At 60.7% G+C, this 18,788-nt stretch carries 22 protein-coding genes, 1 tRNA gene and 1 pseudogene; 12 read left to right on the plus strand and 12 right to left on the minus strand.

What is annotated here, in order from left to right; translation table 11 throughout:
* Window positions 1-109: 109 nt before the first annotated feature.
* Complete coding sequence (locus tag ACN0SY_RS07710) at window positions 110-577, plus strand: Lrp/AsnC family transcriptional regulator (RefSeq protein ID WP_417686043.1); 468 nt, start codon at window positions 110-112, stop codon at window positions 575-577.
* A 106-nt stretch (window positions 578-683) separates the two neighbouring features.
* On the plus strand, window positions 684-1,556 hold the full coding sequence (locus tag ACN0SY_RS07715; RefSeq protein WP_417686045.1) for an SMP-30/gluconolactonase/LRE family protein: 873 nt from the start codon (window positions 684-686) through the stop codon (window positions 1,554-1,556).
* 13 nt (window positions 1,557-1,569) lie between these two features.
* Here ACN0SY_RS07715 and ACN0SY_RS07720 read toward each other — a convergent pair whose 3' ends face one another.
* The 11 genes from ACN0SY_RS07720 to ACN0SY_RS07770 all read right to left on the minus strand — a co-directional run bounded on the left by ACN0SY_RS07720 (window position 1,570) and on the right by ACN0SY_RS07770 (window position 7,710).
* A complete protein-coding gene (locus ACN0SY_RS07720) occupies window positions 1,570-2,166 on the minus strand; it encodes a hypothetical protein (protein WP_417686046.1) in 597 nt (198 codons plus the stop codon).
* Between the two features lie 100 nt (window positions 2,167-2,266).
* Entirely contained in the window at window positions 2,267-3,049 is a 783-nt protein-coding gene (locus ACN0SY_RS07725) for a rhodanese-related sulfurtransferase (protein ID WP_417686048.1), read from the minus strand.
* Window positions 3,050-3,222: 173 nt separating this feature from the next.
* Window positions 3,223-3,519 carry a RebB family R body protein gene (locus tag ACN0SY_RS07730; RefSeq protein WP_417686049.1) on the minus strand — a complete coding sequence of 99 codons (297 nt, stop codon included), beginning with the start codon at window positions 3,517-3,519 and terminating at the stop codon, window positions 3,223-3,225.
* 220 nt (window positions 3,520-3,739) lie between these two features.
* Entirely contained in the window at window positions 3,740-4,060 is a 321-nt protein-coding gene (locus ACN0SY_RS07735) for a RebB family R body protein (RefSeq protein WP_417686051.1), read from the minus strand.
* A 184-nt stretch (window positions 4,061-4,244) separates the two neighbouring features.
* The gene (locus tag ACN0SY_RS07740; protein ID WP_417686052.1) at window positions 4,245-4,820 is read right to left on the minus strand and encodes a hypothetical protein; all 576 of its coding nucleotides are present in this window, start codon (window positions 4,818-4,820) and stop codon (window positions 4,245-4,247) included.
* A complete protein-coding gene (locus ACN0SY_RS07745; RefSeq protein WP_417686054.1) occupies window positions 4,777-5,214 on the minus strand; it encodes a hypothetical protein in 438 nt (145 codons plus the stop codon). Before ACN0SY_RS07745 ends, ACN0SY_RS07740 begins: the two co-directional genes overlap by 44 nt.
* A gap of 122 nt (window positions 5,215-5,336) precedes the next feature.
* Window positions 5,337-5,582, minus strand: a complete 246-nt coding sequence (locus ACN0SY_RS07750; RefSeq protein WP_417686055.1) for a hypothetical protein — start codon at window positions 5,580-5,582, stop codon at window positions 5,337-5,339.
* 35 nt (window positions 5,583-5,617) lie between these two features.
* A complete protein-coding gene (locus tag ACN0SY_RS07755) occupies window positions 5,618-6,178 on the minus strand; it encodes a hypothetical protein (RefSeq protein WP_417686057.1) in 561 nt (186 codons plus the stop codon).
* Between the two features lie 41 nt (window positions 6,179-6,219).
* Window positions 6,220-6,459 (minus strand): RebB family R body protein, encoded by a 240-nt coding sequence (locus ACN0SY_RS07760; RefSeq protein ID WP_417686059.1) that lies wholly within the window; start codon window positions 6,457-6,459, stop codon window positions 6,220-6,222.
* The gene (locus tag ACN0SY_RS07765) at window positions 6,420-7,253 is read right to left on the minus strand and encodes an RNA polymerase sigma factor (protein ID WP_417686061.1); all 834 of its coding nucleotides are present in this window, start codon (window positions 7,251-7,253) and stop codon (window positions 6,420-6,422) included. The genes ACN0SY_RS07760 and ACN0SY_RS07765 overlap by 40 nt, the downstream gene beginning before the upstream one ends.
* 381 nt (window positions 7,254-7,634) lie before the next feature.
* Window positions 7,635-7,710, minus strand: a tRNA-Lys gene (locus tag ACN0SY_RS07770).
* A 654-nt stretch (window positions 7,711-8,364) separates the two neighbouring features.
* On the opposite strand from ACN0SY_RS07770, the gene ACN0SY_RS07775 reads away from it, so the two are divergent.
* The 9 genes and pseudogenes from ACN0SY_RS07775 to ACN0SY_RS07815 all read left to right on the plus strand — a co-directional run.
* Window positions 8,365-10,140 (plus strand): acetolactate synthase 3 large subunit, encoded by a 1,776-nt coding sequence (locus ACN0SY_RS07775; RefSeq protein ID WP_417686062.1) that lies wholly within the window; start codon window positions 8,365-8,367, stop codon window positions 10,138-10,140.
* Between the two features lie 13 nt (window positions 10,141-10,153).
* The gene (ilvN, locus tag ACN0SY_RS07780) at window positions 10,154-10,729 is read left to right on the plus strand and encodes an acetolactate synthase small subunit (RefSeq protein WP_417686064.1); all 576 of its coding nucleotides are present in this window, start codon (window positions 10,154-10,156) and stop codon (window positions 10,727-10,729) included.
* A gap of 139 nt (window positions 10,730-10,868) precedes the next feature.
* The gene (locus tag ACN0SY_RS07785; protein ID WP_417686066.1) at window positions 10,869-11,147 is read left to right on the plus strand and encodes a type II toxin-antitoxin system ParD family antitoxin; all 279 of its coding nucleotides are present in this window, start codon (window positions 10,869-10,871) and stop codon (window positions 11,145-11,147) included.
* A 35-nt stretch (window positions 11,148-11,182) separates the two neighbouring features.
* Entirely contained in the window at window positions 11,183-11,425 is a 243-nt protein-coding gene (locus ACN0SY_RS07790; protein WP_417687191.1) for a type II toxin-antitoxin system RelE/ParE family toxin, read from the plus strand.
* A gap of 21 nt (window positions 11,426-11,446) precedes the next feature.
* On the plus strand, window positions 11,447-12,274 hold the full coding sequence (locus ACN0SY_RS07795; RefSeq protein WP_417686068.1) for an arylamine N-acetyltransferase family protein: 828 nt from the start codon (window positions 11,447-11,449) through the stop codon (window positions 12,272-12,274).
* 164 nt (window positions 12,275-12,438) lie between these two features.
* Window positions 12,439-13,683, plus strand: coding sequence for a phosphoglycerate dehydrogenase (serA, locus tag ACN0SY_RS07800; RefSeq protein WP_417686070.1), 1,245 nt, complete (start codon window positions 12,439-12,441; stop codon window positions 13,681-13,683).
* Window positions 13,684-13,940: 257 nt separating this feature from the next.
* Window positions 13,941-14,687, plus strand: a complete 747-nt coding sequence (locus ACN0SY_RS07805; RefSeq protein ID WP_417686072.1) for a pyridoxine 5'-phosphate synthase — start codon at window positions 13,941-13,943, stop codon at window positions 14,685-14,687.
* Between the two features lie 378 nt (window positions 14,688-15,065).
* Entirely contained in the window at window positions 15,066-17,273 is a 2,208-nt protein-coding gene (locus ACN0SY_RS07810; RefSeq protein WP_417686074.1) for a CHASE3 domain-containing protein, read from the plus strand.
* 133 nt (window positions 17,274-17,406) lie between these two features.
* A pseudogene (locus ACN0SY_RS07815) lies at window positions 17,407-17,625 on the plus strand (pyridoxine 5'-phosphate synthase); the annotation flags it as partial.
* 51 nt (window positions 17,626-17,676) lie between these two features.
* Here the strand turns inward: ACN0SY_RS07815 and ACN0SY_RS07820 are convergent.
* Window positions 17,677-18,162 (minus strand): MarR family winged helix-turn-helix transcriptional regulator, encoded by a 486-nt coding sequence (locus ACN0SY_RS07820; protein ID WP_417686076.1) that lies wholly within the window; start codon window positions 18,160-18,162, stop codon window positions 17,677-17,679.
* Window positions 18,163-18,261: 99 nt separating this feature from the next.
* Between ACN0SY_RS07820 and ACN0SY_RS07825 the strand changes: the two genes are divergently transcribed.
* Window positions 18,262-18,759, plus strand: a complete 498-nt coding sequence (locus ACN0SY_RS07825) for a DUF4405 domain-containing protein (RefSeq protein ID WP_417686077.1) — start codon at window positions 18,262-18,264, stop codon at window positions 18,757-18,759.
* Window positions 18,760-18,788: the final 29 nt, after the last annotated feature.

An 18,788-nucleotide genomic window follows, 5' to 3' on the forward strand; every position in this document is an offset into this window, starting at 1 on the left:
GCTCCGAACGGCTCGAATTTGCTTGCGTGTTGCGCGTTCGAAGAGGAAAACTTGCAAGTATATTGCGCAAAGAGTTAAATCGTTCGAATATTCTTCAACGGAGACCGGTTTGAAACTCGATCGTATCGACCGCAAGATTCTTAACGTGCTTCAGGCTGATGGCCGCATTGCCAATGCCGATCTTGCAGAAAAGGTTGGCCTGTCGCCTTCGGCATGCCTTCGCCGCATGCGCGCCCTGGAAGAATCCGGCGTCATAGACAAATATGTAGCGCTTCTCGACCAGCGCAAGTTGGGTCGCCGCATGGACGTCTTCGTGGAGATATCCCTGGTTGGACAATCCAATGAAGTGCTGGAAAATTTCGAACGGGCCGTCGCCCGCTCCAGCGAGATCATGGAATGCTTCCTGATGGCCGGTGACGCGGACTATCTGCTGCGCGTCACTGCGGCCGACCCGAATGATTTCGAACGCATCCACCGCGAGCAGCTCGCGCGACTGCCGGGAGTATTGCGGATGAAATCGTCCTTTGCCATCAGGCCCATCGTCCGCAAGACCGCCTTCCCGATGAAGGAAGGCTGATCCTCTTGTGCGGGCTGAAGTCCCAAGGCCACGCAAGCGTGTCGACGCCGCCGCGCATGCAAGTTATAGTCGCGCCACTTTTGATGAATTCGCACCGGAGTCACAGGTGTCCTTCCAGATTTCCCGCCTTCTCGAAACCACCTACAAACTGGCCGAATGCCCGACCTGGGACGAGCGGACCGGACGCCTTTACTGGACAGACATCAAGGGCTGCAGCATCCAGGCGATGGACTGGGAAACCCGCGAGATCACAAGCTACGCCTTCGACAACGAAGTTGGCTCGTTCGGCCTGTGCGAAGACGGCCGCCTGATCGTCTGTGTCTGGGACAGGATTGTCCTGTTCGATCCGGCCACCGGCACCAGCGAACCATTTGCCGAAGTTGAGACGGACCTGCCGCAGACCCGGTTGAACGACGGCAAGGTCGGACCGGACGGTGCGTTCTGGGTCGGAACGATGGACACCTCGTCCCCCCGCGAGCCGATCGCAGGGCTGTACCGGGTCGATCCTTCGGGCCAGGTCGACAAGATCCGCAACGAGTTGCAGGTCTCCAACGGCCTTGCCTGGTCGCCTGACGGGCTCTGGATGTACCACTCGGATTCAAGTCCCGGCTGGATCGAGGCCTATAACTTCGATCCAGGAACAGGAGCACTCGGCGCGAAGATGCTCTTCGCCCAGCAGACCAACGAAACCGGACGTCCTGACGGCGCGACGGTTGATGCAGACGGCAATTACTGGAGTGCGGGCGTCTCCGCAGGTGTCCTGAATTGCTTTGCCCCGGACGGAAGCATCACACACGCCATCGAGATCCCGGCACCGAAGCCGACCATGCCCTGCTTTTGCGGGCCCGACCTCGATCAGCTGGTCGTAACCAGCCTGCAAGCCGGAGATGAAGGACCGGAAAGCCTTTCCGGCTCCCTGTTCCTGGTCGAAGGTCACGGCACAAAAGGTCTGCCGACCTTCCGTTTCCGGATCGGCTGAGCCGAAGATCGCTCTATCGGCAGCCGCGCACCTTGACCGGTTGCCAGATGACGCGTGCGTCGCTCACCTTCACCTGACGCGTGACGGTCTGGTAGACGGCAGGAACATGCACTTTCTGGCGACTGGCGGGGCGTACCATCACCCGCTCCTGCACCGTGCCGTAGATCGCGGGTTGCGTCACCGCAACACGACCTCCAGGCTTGACGAGAACCTTCTCGTGGACGGTCTGATAGACGGCCGGATGCTGCACCTTGCACAGGATCTTGCGGCCCTTCCGGATCTGGTATTCCCAGCCGACCGAGGCAGGCCGCACCTGAACCTGGCGGCTGCGGGTCTGGTAGACCGGAGCGATCTGCCGATAGCTGACCCGCTCCGGCTGAACGACCACACGGCGGTTCTGAAAAGCGTAGACGGCCGGTGTCTCGACAACCCGCGTCGTTGCCGCGCGGACGAGAACCTGTTGCTGAACCGTCTGGTAGGTCGCGGGAATGACCGCCTGCTCATAGCAGGCCAGTGCCCTTCCCCCGGCGATTGCGGGTGTCGCTGCAGATATCACCACGCTGCCGGCGACGACCGCACCGACGCATCCGGACAAGACAGTTCGAAACATTGCACATCCCCCGTCATCCCGGCCGCAAATCTTCGACCGCGGACGAGCTTAGGGAATTTTAACGATTTGTTAAAGATTTAAGTTGCAGGCCGCGAGCCGGCTACCGGTCGTAGTCGGTATCGTCGTTGATGACATGCCGGGCTTCTTCAGGCACCCATTCGCCCCAACGCGGCTGCAGCTTGTGGTCAACCGAGACGCGGTCGTCAAAAACAAAGCACTCGCCCTTCCAGAGGCTTTCTTCCTCCGGCACCTTTTCCAGGTAGTTCAGAATGCCGCCCTCGAGGTGATAGACCTCCTCGAAGCCTTCCTGAAGCATCAGGCCGGTCGCCTTCTCGCAGCGGATACCCCCGGTACAGAACATCGCTACCTTCGGCTTGTTCTCAAGCTCCACCGCCTTGCGAACCCAATCCGGAAACTCGCGGAACGACTGAGTTTCCGGATTGAGCGCCCGCTCGAATGTGCCGAAGGCATATTCGTAGTCGTTGCGGGTGTCGATCACGACCACTTCCGGATCCGAGATAAGTTCGTTCCAGTTCTCAGGCTTCACGTATTTGCCGACGATCTCGTTGGGATCGATGCCGTCGACGGCAAGACGCACGATCTCCTGCTTCAGGCGCACCTTCATGCGCTTGAAGACGTGACGGTCTGCCCAGGCTTCCTTGTGTTCCAGCTCGCAAAGACGGGGATCGGCGCGCAGGTGCGCCAGAACTTCGCGCATGCCCTCTTCCGGCCCGGCAATCGTGCCGTTGATGCCTTCGCTCGCCAAAAGAATGCTGCCCCGCACATCCCGCTCGACGCAGAAGGCCTTCAGCGGCTCGCGCATGGACTCGTGGTCCTCCAGCGGAACGAACTTGTAAAGGGCGGCGATCAGGATCTTGGACATTTGGCTTTCGGGATCACTCTGGATGATCAATGGGTCAAGCGCGCCTTATAGCGCCACTTCGACAGAAATGAGAAGTCCGCATTTCCTCGGACCCATGCTGGACGGCGAGCCATGCCAAAAGCGAGAAAGCCCCGCGCCATCCGGCAACGGGGCTTCGCGCAAAGCTGCAACGATCAGTGAGCCGTCTTGAGAGCCTTCAGGATCGCTGCGAGTTCCTCGGCCGGATCGAGCATTGCCTTGTCGTCGGCAAGGTTCATAGCAGAGGCGGTGAGGTTTTGCAGGATACCTTCCAGCAGGGCGACATCGCCCATGAGTGTCTGGCGCTTCTGGGCGGCTACCGAATTTTCGAACAAGGCCCCCATGGAATGCACCAGGGAGGCATAAAGTGCGGATGTTGCGACGGCGGGAGACAGTCCCAATACGAGCGCATCCACATCCGCGGCGGGGGCGGAAGTTTTCGAAGCTGACATGCGTGTTCCTTCAGGTCGGCCAATGCATAGGCATTGTGCAGCAGTGACGTTCGCCGCCCCGTTCGGCCGGCCCTTGTTGCAGGGCTAGCCCCGGACCTGTACCGCAGCACATATTCTACCTGAAGTTGTTAATTCTTCGTTTCCGCACCTAACGCGCAATGGTCCCGCTCCGGAAACCGGAACGGGACGCCTGCCTGTTTAGGGTATTTGGTGCGGACGCTTAGCGGCCGCCGAAGGCATTCAGCACCGTCAGCAAGCTGGTCAGGTTGTCAGACACGCCGGTCTGGGCAACCTTTTCGCTGGCACCGGCCGCTGCGGTTGTATCCAGGCTGTAGATCTGCATCACGCCCTGGTTGACCGCCGCCTGCGCCAGAATGTTCTGCTGCTGCTGGGCCGAAACCGCATTTTCAAACAGGACACCCGTGGAATGGGCCATGGATTGGTACAGCGTACTCATGGCCATGGCGGGGGATTCTCCCACCACCTTGACGTTCGACTGGGTCACCGCATCCGTGATCATCGGGTTCACCAATTCAGCCATAATCTTTTCACTCCTCATGCTGAGCCAGCACCGATGCCGGCTACCGACACTCCTAGGACGTTGCCATCAGGCATCCGTGACGGATGAGAGGGAAATTTTTAGGATATAATTCAAAAAGATAGCCGGCCAACGAGCACGTTGACCGGCTTCAGTGGAAACCCTTCGAAGAGGGCCTCGGGGAGGATCAATTGGGGCGTGCACCGGGACCAGGGGCACCGCCTCTGAGCAGCTCCGCCTGACGCTGGACTTCCTGCGAGATCATCGATCGGATCCGGTCCATGGCGGCGTTGAGTTGGCTCGCAACCTGCGGATTTGCTGTACTGGAACCTGGGCCCGCTCCACCCTGGGCACCAGGGGCGACAGCCTCGAAAGCAGCCGCAGTTGCCGCCTTGCCCGATTTCAGGATTTCACCAAGCAGTTCCTTGTCGCCGAGAATTGCGGCCAGGGCATCATGTTGGGTCGCCATGGCTTGGGACAGGGCCTCTGCCTTCTGGCTCGCATCGGTCAGAACCTTCTCGACCACCTCCAGTCCCTGGGCATAGGCCTTTTCGCTCTCTTCCTTCTTTTTCAGGATTTCCCCGGCCAGACTGAGAACATTGGGAAGCGACTGGTGCAGCGCCTGATATTCACTCTGCAAGGCCGCTGTCTTCACGTAGCCCCTGATCAGTCGCTCAAGCGCCTCGGGCGGCGCCGTCGCGGCCTTGGAACCTGATCGCTCACCCGCGCCTTGCCGAACGCCCGGTCTTCTTGTCTCTGACATTTCCGGTCTCCTCGACGATCGTTTCCTCGATGATGTGCATTTCCCGATGAACAGGCTCGCTCTCGTGATCCTGGCAGGAACAGGCCGCTGTCTGGGTCAGCACACCCGCGCCTCCGCCACAACAGGGACAGCACCCAGCCCCGGTGGAAGAAACAAGCAATTGCTGAGGCGGCATGTCAGCGCGGCGTGCAAGCTGCAGCATCGAAGCCTCAGCGCCCTGCAATGTCCCCCGCGACCAGGCCAGATGTGACACCAGCCGCGGATAGAGACAGAACAGGGCCTGCGGATCGCCACCCTCTTCCTCGGACTGGACCAGTTGCTCCCGCCACTGGTCGAGGGTCGCAACCAGCGCCTCGTCCAGCGTCCGGCAGACTTCGCTCAACTCGTTTTCCATGATACCTTTCTCCTCTCGATCTCCCGCCGGCGGACGAGCATCGTCCCGGCATCGGCTACCCGGCCGCCCTCTGCATTGCCTGCACATCGCGCGCCTCCTGTGAGCGTTCCCGTCCGGCCTCGTTACCCGTCGCCGTTGTCCTCTCCGGAAGGCTCCTGCCCCCCGGGGGAGGATCCGCTGCCCTTGCGCTTCCCCAGTATCTGCTTCAGCACCTCAAGGACTTCCGTCTGCTCGTCCTGCGGCAATGCATTGAAAGCCTCCAGAAGAGTGCGCTTTGGGTCTCCGCCGCCCCCACCTTCGGACGGAGGCGAAAAGCATGCCCCTGCAAGCGGGAAGTCACGCGAACAACCGTTGCTTCTAAGTGTCATGGCCCAAGCCTCCTGACGTGGTCTCCAAACCTGCTTCAGCCGGACTTCAGATCGTTGATGACGGTGGAGGCGGACGTCCCGGCTGTACTGCTGACATTGCCGTAGACACCAACTGCCTGCGTCACCATGTTCTGGATTTCCGCCAGCAGCGGAATTTCCTTCAGTGCAGCGACAGGCTCCGGACCTTCCGCCGCCTTCTTGATTGCCACCGCTTGCGCGGCAACCGCGATCTGCATGATCGCATTCATGTAGTTCTTGGCGTCCTGGACGGCCATTCCGGTCGTCGTGCTCACCATCATCTCAGGCGGCGTCGAGATTAGCTCAGGCGCGTATTTCGTCGTTTCCATGTTCGAAAACTGAACGGCCTGAACGATCTGCTTGTTCAGCGCCGATGTGTCGGGAGCCGCCTGCGGCGCTCCCTTCGGCTTTGCTGCCGGCTTGCCGAGATTGTCCGTTGTGCCTGCCTCAAGACGGCGCTGCGGACGCAAGGTCCCCGTTTCGTCCCGCACCAGGGAAACCGGCGCATCATCGGCGCCCTGCTGTATGCCCGCACCCATGTCCGGTGCCTGCTTGCCAAACCAGCCATCGAACCACATTGCCAAACTCCCCTGCTACCCGGCACTGCCAATCAGGTGTTTCAAGACGTCTTGGCCGGCTCGCCGATATCCATGATCAGCTGACAGGCCTTCGACACTACCGCCGTCGTGATCTGGTTCATTGCCTGCTGGCTGTGAACCGCGTTCTGGATGGAAAGCCCCGACGCATGGCTGGCCACCTGGTAAAGGCTGGCAATCGCCTGCGCCGGCGATTCCGCAACCACCTTCACGTTGGTCTGGGTCACCGCATCGGTGATCTGTGCATTGACTGTGTCGACCATGCTCGTTTCCTGTCCGGTCGTGGCGGTCGATAGGCATTGCTCCTGCCCCTTCCGCACGGATCGTGTTCATACGCCCTGCCTGTCAAACGCAAGGACGCCTCATCCGGTCGCCCGTGAAAACTTTTTTCTTCATCTTCACCGGAGCGCGCCGCGGAACCAAGGTCCTCGCCGAGCGCCACGCGAAGCTGCTCGCGCAAATGCTGGACGCGCTTTCGCGCCAGCGGCTCGGAGATACACATCTGCCGGGCGATGTCCCGGTAGCTCTGCTCGTCATAGAAGCGCAGGCGGAAGATCTGCCGAAACTCCGGAGAGAGCCCATCCACCGCGCGCAGGACCCGCCGCAAGGCATCCTGGTGACGCAAGAGGTTCTCCTGGTCGGGATGCCTGTCCGCCAGGTCGGAGACATAATCCTGGTAGACGTCGGCCTTGAAATCCCGCACCTGACGCTCCGAATTGTGACGGCGCAAGCGACTGATATGCTCGTTCTTCATGGCGAACAGCAGGAATGCACGCGGCTCGCGCACCTCGGTCTCATGGCGCTCGACATGGGCAACCGCCTTTACCAGCGTCGAGGACAGAAGATCCTCTGCGTCCTCCCGGTTGCCCTTGGTCAGTCGCAGCGCCCGGCGCCTCAGGACCAATGCGTCGTCGATCCAGCTCATCCAGATCCCCGCAGATGGCAGGTCCTGCGAACCGCCCCCCGCCCGCGACTGCCCTCCTGCCTCTGCAACATCAGTCGATCCGGCCAGCATCGCGACCTCCCCGTTCTTCTCCATGTCCCCGGCACCTGACACGAACTCTCCCTCCATATCGACCTAAGGTTGTATTTCTCGTCAGGACAGGACGCTAGGAAAAGATGCGTGTGAATTAATTCATGAGATTTTCGTCGGCTCGTCTCTGGCCGAGGTAGCTGGAAAACACCCGTGACCGCCCGTTGCCCTGCCAATCGCGCGATAGCGGCACTGCTTCCTCAAACGGCAACCACAACCTATATACAATTAATAGGAGAGTTTAAGCGAAATACAACCCAGATTTCATGCAAATGCGCAATCCGGGCCACCGTACGCGCGCCGCAGATGGAGGGACGCACGCGATCAGGCACGCGTGAATTCGTCGAGCACGCATGAAAACCACGCCGCGATGGCGATTTGCTACCGATTTCAAAGAGAGGAAAATGGTGGGTGCACGGGGATTCGAACCCAGGACCGGCTGATTAAGAGTCAGCTGCTCTACCAACTGAGCTATACACCCACATCGCCTTGGCGGTTTCGCTTTCAAGAGGCGAGTGATCGGCCGCGCCGCAGCGCGTCGATGGCCGCTATATAGATGGCTCCTTTTGTGCACGCAATCCCTTGCATGAATTTTTTATGGCACAGGGTTTATGCATCCGGGCAAATGCCGCGAGAATGCGGGCTTTCTGTTCTGAGCCGCACGTCGAATTCCAAGATTTCGCCCTGGGGATAACCGAAAATATGTAAGACCGCGAAATTTTCCGAAAGGCTTTTCAGATTTTGCGAAATAAATGCAATTTTGCGCTTGACCCCTCCCCCTCGGCTGACTACGGTGCGGCGCATCAAGAACGGGTTGACCGGATTCCTCGTCAGCCAAACCAGAGGACAGACGCTCACAATGACGTCTCTCATTCTAGTAGTAGTAGGAAAGCGCGCCACCGGAACGGTATGATCCCGTTCGGAACACGCTGGCGCGCAACCAAGGTCCCGAAGGGGCCTTTTTTTGTGTCCCCGTTCCGAGCGTCTCACCACCTTCTCCGGCAGCCCCTGCCTGCCCGCCTTGATACGACCGATCAAGCCGCAGCACGCACCCAGCGTGAGGCGGAAAGACAAGACTGACCGACGAGCCAAGCCTGAACAGTCGCGTTCAGGGCCCAATGCGAGGAAAGCAAGAATGACACGGGAGATGACCGGCGCCGAAATGGTGATCCAGGCGCTGAAGGACCAGGGAGTTGATACGATTTTCGGCTACCCGGGCGGCGCAGTGCTTCCCATCTATGACGAAATCATTCAGCAGGACGGCCTTGAGCACATTCTCGTACGCCACGAGCAGGGCGCCGGCCATGCGGCCGAAGGCTATGCCCGCGCCACCGGCAAGCCGGGTGTCGTTCTCGTCACGTCCGGTCCGGGCGCGACCAACATGGTCACCGCGCTGACCGATGCCATGCTCGATTCCATTCCGCTGGTCTGCATCACCGGCCAGGTTCCGACCCACCTGATCGGCAACGACGCCTTTCAGGAATGCGACACCGTCGGCATCACCCGCCCCTGTACCAAGCACAACTGGCTGGTCCGCGACGTCGACGACCTGCCGCGCATCCTGCACGAAGCCTTCTATGTCGCGACCTCCGGCCGTCCGGGCCCGGTCGTCGTCGATATCCCGAAGGACGTCCAGTTCGCCAGCGGCACCTATCAGGGCCCGACCGGCAACCCGGCCGCCAGCCACAAGAGCTATCGCCCGCAACTGAAGGGCGACGCCCAGGCAATCCGCATCGCGGCCGACCTGATGGCCAACGCCAAGAAGCCGATCTTGTACACCGGCGGCGGCGTCATCAACTCCGGCCCGCAGGCAGCCCAGCTCCTGCGCGAGCTGGTTCAGCTGACCAATTTCCCGATCACGTCGACGCTCATGGGTCTCGGCGCCTACCCGGCTTCCGGCGACAACTGGCTCGGCATGCTCGGCATGCACGGCACCTATGAAGCCAACATGACCATGCACGACTGTGACGTCATGGTCTGCATCGGCGCCCGCTTCGACGACCGCATCACCGGCCGCATCGACGCATTCGCGCCGAACGCCACCAAGATCCACATCGATATCGATCCGTCCTCGATCAACAAGACGGTCAAGGTCGATCTGCCGATCATCGGCGATGTCGGCCATGTGCTGGAAGACCTGGTCCGCATCTGGCGCTCGTCGTCTCTCAAGGCCGACGAAGCCGCCATGAAGGCCTGGTGGCAGCAGATCGACCAGTGGCGCGCCCGCAACTCGCTGGCCTACAAGCCGAACAGCGACATCATCATGCCGCAATACGCGATCCAGCGTCTTTACGAGCTGACCAAGGACCGCAAGACCTACATCTCGACCGAAGTCGGTCAGCACCAGATGTGGGCGGCCCAGTTCTATGGCTTCGAGGAGCCGAACCGCTGGCTCACCTCCGGTGGCCTCGGCACCATGGGCTATGGCCTGCCGGCCTGTATCGGCGCACAGACCGCCCACCGCGACGCGCTGTGCATCGACATTGCCGGTGACGCCTCGATCCTGATGAACATCCAGGAAATGTCGACGGCGGTTCAATACGGCCTGCCGGTCAAGGTCTTCATCCTGAACAACCAGTACATGGGCATGGTCCGCCAGTGGCAGCAGCTGCTGCACGGCAACCGCCTGTCCCATTCCTACACCGACAGCCTGCCGGACTTCGTCAAGCTGGCCGAGGCCTATGGCGGCGTCGGCTTCCGCGTCGAGAAGCCGGGCGACCTGGACGGCGCCATCGAGGAAATGATCGCGGTCGACAAGCCGGTGCTGTTCGACTGCCGCGTGGCGAACCTCGCCAACTGCTTCCCGATGATCCCCTCGGGCAAGGCCCACAACGAAATGCTGCTTCCGGACGAAGCCAACGATGAAGCTGTCGCCAACGCCATCGGCGTCGGCGGCGGGGCCCTGGTCTGAGGAGGGACGAGACATGAACGCACAGCAGAACCCGACCGCTCTCTCCGCCTATTTCATGGCTGAGGTCAGCGACAAGAATGAAACCCACACCCTGTCGGTGATCGTGGACAACGAGCCGGGCGTTCTCGCCCGCGTCATCGGCCTGTTCTCCGGTCGTGGCTACAACATCGACAGCCTGACCGTTTCGGAAACCGAGCACGAGAAGCACCTGTCGCGCATCACCATCGTCACCACCGGCACGCCGATGGTGATCGAGCAGATCCGCCACCAGCTGGATCGACTCGTGCCCGTGCACCGGGTGACTGACCTGACCGTCGAAGCCAGGCTGGCCGGTCAGGACAAGCCGCTCGAACGCGAGCTGGCCATGGTCAAGGTTGCCGGAACCGGTGACAAGCGCCTGGAAGCCCTGCGCCTCGGCGAAGCCTTCCGCGCCACGGTGATCGATGCGACGACCGAGCATTTCGTCTTCGAGATCACCGGCCGCACCTCCAAGATCGAGCAGTTCATCTCCATCATGAAGCCGCTCGGCCTGGTCGAAGTCTCCCGCACCGGCGTCGCCGCCGTACAGCGGGGCCCTGAAGGGCTTTAGGACCTCACGGCCGTCCTACCGAACCAGTCAAGCGCCGCCGGATCTCCGGCGGCGTTTTGCATTGGCTACGAGCACGCCGATTTAGGTAGGAATAGTTCCTACTATGTGGTGTAATCATTCCATCAAAAAGGATCGGGTCATGGCGAATGTGAAAAAGTCCTTCGTGGTTGGTGACCGCTACGAGGCCTTCATTGCCCAACAGGTTGAGACAGGGCGCTTCAACAACGCCAGCGAAGTCGTTCGGGCTGGGCTGCGAATGTTGGAAGACTATGAAACCCGTCTTGCAGAGGCACGTGTACTGGTTGACGAAGCTGACGCGGAAATTGCAGCTGGCAAGGGGATCGACTACGCTGACGGCCAGACAATCGCCAACGATATCGTCAAGCGGGGGCTGGCACGATTGGGCCGAAACGACTAGTTCTTGCACCAAAGGCGCGAGAAGATCTGACCGAAATCTTCGTTTATCTCGCCAGTGAGGGCGAGGAAGCTGCAATCCAGTTCGTAAACGAACTCAGCAGTAAGCTGGAATGGATCGCCGAGTCCGGCTTCTCCGGAGTTGCCCGCGACTGGATCCGTCCAGGCTTGAGAGCTGTCATCTACCGTGAACGTTGTATCTATTACCGGATCAATGACGACGCGGTTACGATCCTGCGCATTGTTCACGAACGGCAGGATGTCTCTGCCCAGGAATTCTAGGGCCCAGGAATTTTAGGCGACGTGACCTCCAATTTCCCCTTCAACCTCCCCGACTATCTCGCCCGCATAGGCCTGACGGCCGTTGCGCCGACAATCGACGGCCTGCGGCAGGTTCAGGGCGCGCAGATGCAGGCGATTGTCTTTGAGAATGTTCTGCCCTTTCTGGGAGACGTGCCCGATGTCAGCCTTGAAGGGGTCTGGGACAAGCTGGTGGCCCGTCGCTGCGGCGGCTATTGCTTCGAACTGAATACGCTTTACGGCGCCGCCCTCGAGGCTATTGGCTTTGAATTCAAGCCGGTTCTGGCGCGGGTGCGCAAAGGCGCCCCGCAAGGCGGCGCGCGCACCCATCTGGCCTTTGTCGCGACCATCGACGGCCAGGAGTGGCTGACGGACACGGGTTTCGGCGGACCGGCACCGAGCGCTCCCATCCGCCTCGGCACAGTCGAACCGCAAGACGTTGGCGGCAAGCGCTATCGCATTATTCGGGACGAGATCTCTGGCGAAGAGGTACTGGAACAGGAAAGCGAGGCCGGCTGGTATTCGCTCTACGGCTTCGACCGGGTGGAGCCGACAGCAATTGATATTGAAGCGGCCAATTTCCTCTGCGCCACCTGGGACAAGACGCCGTTCACGGCAAACCTTCTTGCGTTCCGCTCGGCGCCCGAGGGTAAGCTGAGCTTTCAGAACGGCCTTGTCCGCCGCCCGGCCGGCGCGGACGACCAGACGCAAACCCTGTCCTCCCTCGCCGAACTGGAGAACTTCTTCCAAGGTGAGCTCGGTCTCGGCTACGACCGGGGCGTGCTGACAGCCCTTCACGAGCGCCTCGCAGGCCGCAAAGCCAACGGCTGAGCGACACGCGCCTGTCATTTTCTGTCGCAGGACCCGCCAGATTCCGGCTCTTGCAGTAGACGAATGCAATGCTCTTTCGTATATGTGCGCCCCCGGGTGAAACATGAGGCGCCCGGCATACGCGAGACGCACCTGCGACACCCCATCAGGAAGGCTCAAAGCCCATGATCCACGGTCTCTCCCGGCCGAAAAACCAGATCCGCTGGCTGCTGCTGGAGGGCATTTCGCCCACCGCCACCGCGGTCCTCGAGAAGAACGGCTACACCAACGTCGAAGTCCTGCCCGGCGCCCTGGACAGGGACGCGCTGATCGAAAAGATCCAGGGTGTTCATATCCTTGGCATCCGCTCGCGCACCCAGGTCACCGAAGAGGTTCTGGAAGCGGCCAAGACGCTTGTTGCCGTCGGCTGTTTTTCCGTCGGCACCAACCAGGTTGACCTTGAAGCCACCGTCAAGCGCGGCATCCCGGTCTTCAACGCGCCCTTCTCCAACACCCGCTCGGTCGCTGAACTGACGATTGCCGAAATCGTCATGCTCATGCGCGGCGTCTTCACCAAGTCCCAGGCTGCCCATCAGGGCAAGTGGATGAAGACCGCCACCGGCTCGCACGAAGTGCGCGGCAAGACCCTCGGCATCGTCGGCTACGGCAACATCGGCACACAGCTCGCCAACCTGGGCGAAGCCATGGGCATGCGGGTGATCTTCTTCGACCTGACCGACAAGCTGCAGCACGGCAACGTCACGCCGACCGAGACATTGAGCGAGCTTCTGGCCCAGTCCGACGTCGTCTCCCTGCATGTTCCGGACACGGCCGAGACCCGCAACATGATCACCGCAACCGAGATCGCGAAGATGAAGAAGGGTGCCTTCCTCATCAACAATGCGCGCGGCAAGGTGGTCGACATCGACGCCCTGGCGGAAGCGCTCAAGAGCGGTCAACTGGCGGGCGCTGCGGTCGACGTGTTCCCGGTCGAGCCCAAGTCGAACAAGGACGAATTCCTTTCGCCGCTGCGCGGTCTCGACAACGTCATCCTGACGCCCCATGTCGGCGGCTCGACGGAAGAGGCCCAGGCACGTATCGGCGAGGAAGTTTCCAAGCGTCTGGTCGAATATTCCGATGTCGGCTCGACACTCGGTGCGGTCAACTTCGCCGAAGTCCAGCTGCCCAAGGGCACCGACGCGACGCGCTTCATCCAGGTGCACCACAACGCACCGGGCGCCATGCGCACACTCAACGACCTCTTCACGCGGCACGACTTCAACATCTGCTCCCAGTACCTTCAGTCCTTCAAGGACATCGGCTACGTGGTGACGGATGTGGACAGCCACGTCGAGGATCCGGAAGCTATCCTGGAAGAGATCCGCGCCCTGCCGAACACCATCCGGGCACGCCTTCTCAACCGGGTGTAAGGCTACAGGCGACTACGGCCATCCCGGACTTGCTCCGGGACCTGATCGCGCTTCAAAGCCCCGGCCCAGCGCCGGGGCTTTATTGTTTCCAAGGGAATCTCGCGCCTCGTCCTCCCCGAGGCAGCGGTAAGAATTGATCCCTGCTCATTGTCCCTAGGGACAATTTCCCGTTTGACAGCAACGGCTTTTGCTCCAATTTTCAGATCTCTGGCGCTCCGATGCGCTTTGCAAGAATTCATCCCAACCGGATCGGTCCCATGTCTGCCTCGCGCCTGTCTGTGAACGTCAATGCCATCGCCATGCTCCGCAACCGGCGCGACCTGCCCTGGCCGAGCGTCACTGGCATGGCCGCGATTGCGATGGATGCTGGCGCCAAGGGCATCACGGTTCATCCGCGCCCGGACGAGCGCCACATCCGCAAGACGGACGTCTTCGAGCTGTCCGAGCTAATCGAGGATCGCTATCCGAACAAGGAACTTTGCCTGGAAGGCTATCCGACCGCGGACTTCATGAAGCTCGTCGAGGAAGCCCGCCCGGACCAGGTCCTTTTCGTGCCCGATGATCCAGACCAGACCACCTCCGACCATGGCTGGCAGTTCGGCGGCGACACGGGCCCCCTCGCCGATGCCATTGCCGCGGCCAAGGACTGGGCCGTCACCGTTTCGCTGTTCTGCGACCCGGATCCGGCAGCGCCGGAACACGCCGCCCGCCTTGGCGCGGAACGCATCGAGATCTACACCGGGCCATATGGCGCCTGCTACGACGATCCGGCAGCTGCATCCCGGGAACTGGACAAGGTCGTGGCGACTGCAGAGGCGGCCCGCTCCGCAGGTCTCGGCGTCAACGCCGGCCACGATCTGACGGTCGAAAACATTCCCGCGCTGATTGCCCGCGCGCCCTTCATCCGGGAGATGTCCATCGGCCACGGCTTTACCGCCGATGCGCTGATCCATGGCTTTGCCGAAAGCGTCCGCCGTTTCCGCAAGTCCATGGGCGAGATCTGAGCCAGGTCGGTCCAGACGCGGCAGCCGTGCCGCCCCAGTCTCTCATGTACTGGCGGAATCGCTTTACCTGTATTTGACGCCTGCCTTGTCATCACACAAAGCCAGGTTTGAAACTTCCCACCACCTTGGATCCCGACCGCGTGCCCTGACCATTGAGCGAAGGCGAGCACGCCGTCGCGACATGGGTTCACGGACGGATGCACTCCCGGCCGGCGGCCGCTTCGTGAAATACGGCAAGTGCCGAGATTAATCTATTTGTTGATTTATTACACATTAACACTTCAATGATATCAATAAATAAGAAGCGAATACTATTCGTAAAACTTACAATGGTAAAATCTGCAATAATCCACTGTGCACGTCATCGGAGAAGCCCCAGTGTCACAAATTCAATCGCCGGCAACGAAAAAATTCGGCTGGTCCTCGATTAAGACGCAACCAAAGATCCTGATCGGGGTCGCAATTCCGTTAGTGCTGCTCATGGCACTTGGCTTCGCAGCCCTCAACAGCATCGCGAAGATCTCGGAAACGAGCGGTTGGGTCAATCACACATACAATGTTCTGGGCAAAGCCCAGGATGTCGTCTCATCCGGTGTTAACATGGAAACCGGCATGCGCGGCTATCTGCTTTCCGGGACGGAGGAGTTCCTCTCCCCCTACAAGAATGGAGAATCGGCGACCTACAGCTCCATCAAGGAGTTACAGGCCGTTGTCGCAGACAACCCGAAACAGGTGGCCCGGCTTGAGGAGGTCGCAACGGTCCTACGCGACTGGCAGGCAAACGTCACCGAGCCAATGATTGCACTTCGCCGTGAAATCGGCGACAGCAAAACGATGAATGATGTTGCAGCGCTCGTCGGCGAAGCACGCGGGAAGGTTTTCTTCGACAAGTTCCGCAAACAGATTGCCACATTCACGTCGCGTGAAGAACTCTTGCTCAAGGAACGCGAGGCAGAGTTCCAGGCGGTTTTGGCCTCAGGCAGCATGGTCGATTCCGGCGCAACCAAGGACGCGATACGATGGGTCACCCACACCTACAAGGTCATTGCCCACGCGAACGAAATCATCGCTGCAGCCGTGGACATGGAAACCGGAATGCGTGGCTACCTGCTTGCCGGCAAGGAGGAGTTTCTGGCACCGTTCACAGCGGGCAAGTCCGCCTTCTTTGATCGCGTCAAGGACCTTGCCAAAACGGTATCCGACAACCCGGATCAAGTCGCATTGCTGGAAGATGTCGAAACGACCATCAAAGGCTGGCTGACCGAAGTGGTCGAGCCGATGATCGCCCTTCGGCGTGAGATTGGCGATTCAAAGACGATGGACGACATGGCTGACCTCGTCGGCGAGGCCCGCGGGAAGGTCTACTTCGACAAGTTCCGCGCATTGATGAAGGACTTTTCGTCCGAAGAGGCCAGCCTGATGGAGGCCCGCAAGCTTGAGAACGTCCAGACCGAGAACACGACGCACACCGTGATCGTCGGCGGGATGATCCTCGCAATCGTCCTGGGCAGCGGCTTCGGCCTGCTCATCGGCCGTGGCATCTCGGGTCCGATCACTCGGATGACCGAAACCATGGGCGAACTGGCAGCCGGCGACAAGACGATCGACATTCCCGGAACAGATCGCGGTGATGAACTGGGTGCGATGGCAAATGCCGTCAGCGTGTTCAAGGAAAACATGATAAAGGCTGACGAGCTTGCCGCCCGCGAGCGCTCCGAAACCGCAGCCCGTGAAGAACGGGCACGTCGCATCGAGAGCGTTACGAAGAGCTTCGATGCCAGCGTTTCGGAACTCCTGAGTGCGGTTGCCGGCGCATCTGCGGAGCTGGAGAGCACGGCGGTTTCCATGTCCGGAATCGCCGACGATACCAACACCCGAGCCACAGCAGTTGCTGGTGCTGCTGAACAGGCCTCGGAGAACGTTCAGACAGTCGCTGCAGCGACTGAGGAGCTGTCGACGTCTATCGACGAAATCGCCCGTCAGGTCGCCCAGTCGTCGGCAATCGCCGGCCGTGCAGTCGACCAGGCCGCGAGCACCGATCAGCAGGTTCAAGGTCTCTCTCGCGCTGCAGAGCGGATCGGCGAAGTCGTGAAACTGATTTCCGACATTGCCGAACAGACCAACCTGCTCGCGCTCAACGCCACGATCGAGGCAGCCCGTGCCGGCGAGGCCGGTAAAGGCTTCGCTGTCGTCGCCGCCGAGGTGAAGGAGCTCGCCAGCCAGACTGGCAAGGCCACCGAGGAGATCACCCTCCAGATCAACAACATCCAGCTCGAAACCGAAGGCGCAGTAACCGCGATCCAGTCTATCGGCGCGACGATTGGCGAGATCAACGAGATCGCCTCGGGCATTGCATCCTCGGTAGAGGAGCAGACTGCGGCCACACGTGAAATCGCCCGGAACGTCGAGCAGGCGGCAAGCGGCACGGGACAGGTGACCGGCAACATTCTTGAGGTCACCCGCGCTTCCAGCGAGACCGGTGCGGCCGCCTCACAGGTTACCGCCACAGCCAGCGATCTCAACAGGAAGTCGGAGCAGCTCAAGACCCAGGTCGAAAACTTCCTGTCCGAAGTTCGCGCAGCCTGATTCTGCTACCGGGCAGGACACCCAATGGTGCCCTGCCCGTCTTCCCTCCTCAGTGTTTTCTCTGAATGCCCGGCAAGCGCTCCGGCAGATTTCCTCACCGCGTGCAGACGCTTTCATGGGGTTTGGCACCCGGGAACTGGACAAGGTCGTGGCGACTGCAGAGGCGGCCCGCTCCGCAGGTCTTGGCGTCAATGCCGGACATGATCTCACCGTGGAGAACATTCCCGCGCTGATTGCCCGTGCGCCTTTCATTCGCGAGATGTCCATCGGCCACGGCTTCACCGCCGACGCGCTGATCCACGGCTTTGCCGAAAGCGTCCGGCGTTTCCGCAAGTCCATGGGCGAACTCTGAGCCTACGCGCCTTTAGAGCAGCCGGCCTTTGCTTCTCGCGAAGGGACCGGGTCAGGTCGCGTCCGGCAACGCCTTGATCTGGTCTGCAAACCTGCGCATGAGCCGAACGAGGCTCTGAACGTCTTCGTCCGGCCAGCTTTCGAAGATGTCGCGGCCGATCCGGTTACGCGCGGCATCCACCTTGTCGGTCATCGCCTTGCCCTCGGCCGTCACCACGGCTTCACGAACGCGCCTGTCCGTCGCGCCGGGCCTGCGCTCGACAAGACCGAGGCTTTCCAGCTTCGCTACCTGACGGCTGACAGTGGTGTGGTCCCGGCCTGCACGATCCGCGAGATCAACGACCCCGATCGGGCCCAGCCGCTCGATCCCGACCAGCAGTGGAAACAGCGCCCGATCCAGCGAAATCCCCGCTTCCCGGATCATCACAGCATCGCGTTGCGGCCGGTTCATCACGCTGACGATATCGACCAGCGCACCGTGCAGCTCTCGAAGCAAGGCTTCATTATGTGTATTTTGCACGCTTTTTCTTGACGGCATTCCAGTCTCCAGTTATGTGCATTTTACACATAAATGATTTCACCCGGCAACGGCGGGATATACGTTCCGGCGCTGCCACATTCGAGGAGAGGCCTGATCATGCCGGCAATTCCGCCGATCCGCCGCTGGGCGACGCCTGTGACCATCGGCTCCTTCGTGTTGATGTCGGCAACGGGCGTCGTCATGTTCTTCGAATTCGAGCCCGGTCTGACCACGGTCGTCCACCAGTGGTTTTCCTGGGCCTTTCTTGTCGGTGCCGGAGCCCATGTGGCGGTCAACTGGCGACCCTTGAAACTTCATCTGAGATCACGCTGGGGCAAGGGTAGTCTTGCTGTATTCTGCCTCATCCTGCTGGCATCCTTCACGTCATGGGGAATGGTGACAGGTCCGCAGCTCAAGCGCCCGATCGAGGCGGCGCTCGTCAACGCACCTATCTCGGCCCTCGCCGAAGTGACGCACGTGAGCACGGACAGGCTCCTTGCCCGCCTCCAGACACATGGAATCGAAGCCACGCCAAACCAGACCCTCGCAGATCTGGTTGTCGCTCACGATATCGATGAGAATATCTTCCTCGGGATCGTCTTTCTGGGCGAGTGACCGCCAGATCCGTCAGGTCGACTGAGCCT

This window comes from Roseibium sp., from assembly GCF_048261595.1.
GTDB lineage: Bacteria > Pseudomonadota > Alphaproteobacteria > Rhizobiales > Stappiaceae > Roseibium.